This is a genomic window from Bacillus sp. 05T31, from assembly GCF_056396725.1.
The window spans coordinates 1-814 of record NZ_JBFTMA010001148.1; the positions used below are offsets into that span (position 1 = coordinate 1).

At 37.0% G+C, this 814-nt stretch carries 1 protein-coding gene; it reads left to right on the plus strand.

The window, feature by feature from the left end:
- The coding region (locus tag AC1DJR_RS32000) for a ClyA family alpha-helical pore-forming toxin (RefSeq protein WP_477004469.1) at positions 1-814 on the plus strand (814 nt) is incomplete at both ends.

The window sequence follows — 814 nt, forward strand, 5'->3', positions numbered from 1 at the left end:
ACTTTAGCYACKCTGGCAACGRTTATAACTKCTACTACYGGTAACACTATTCATGCATTTGCACAAGAAMMGACCGCTCAAGAACARAAARTAGGSAATTATGCATTAGGACCTGAAGGACTGAAGAAAGCATTRGCTGAAACAGGRTCTCATATTCTTGTAATGGATTTRTACGCAAAAACAATGATTAAACAACCGAATGTWAATYTATCYRATATYGATTTAGGTTCAGGAGGTGGAGAGTTACTCAAAAATATTCACCTTAATCAAGAGCTGTCGCGAATCAATGCRAATTAYTGGYTAGATACAGCRAAGCCAMASATTCAAAARACAGCACGTAATATTGTAAATTAYGATGAACAATTTCAAAATTATTACGACACAYTAGTAGATACTGTAMAAAAGARAGATAAGGCRGGYCTAAAAGAGGGCATAAATGATTTAGTCACTACAATTAATACAAATTCAAAAGAAGTTACAGATGTAATTAAGATGTTACAAGACTTCAAATCAAAACTGTATACAAATTCAACAGATTTTAAAAATAATGTTGGTGGTCCGGATGGGAAAGGTGGATTAACGGCAATATTAGCRGGWCAACAAGCAMYGATTCCACAACTTCAAGCTGAAATTGAGCAACTAAGTGCTACTCAGAAAAAACATTTTGATGATGTATTAGCCTGGTCAATTGGTGGTGGATTAGGAGCAGCCATTTTAGTTATTGCAACTATTGCCGGAGCGGTAGTAATTGTTGTGACTGGCGGTACAGCAACACCAGCTGTTGTTGGTGGCCTTACTGCTCTCGGTGCAGCTG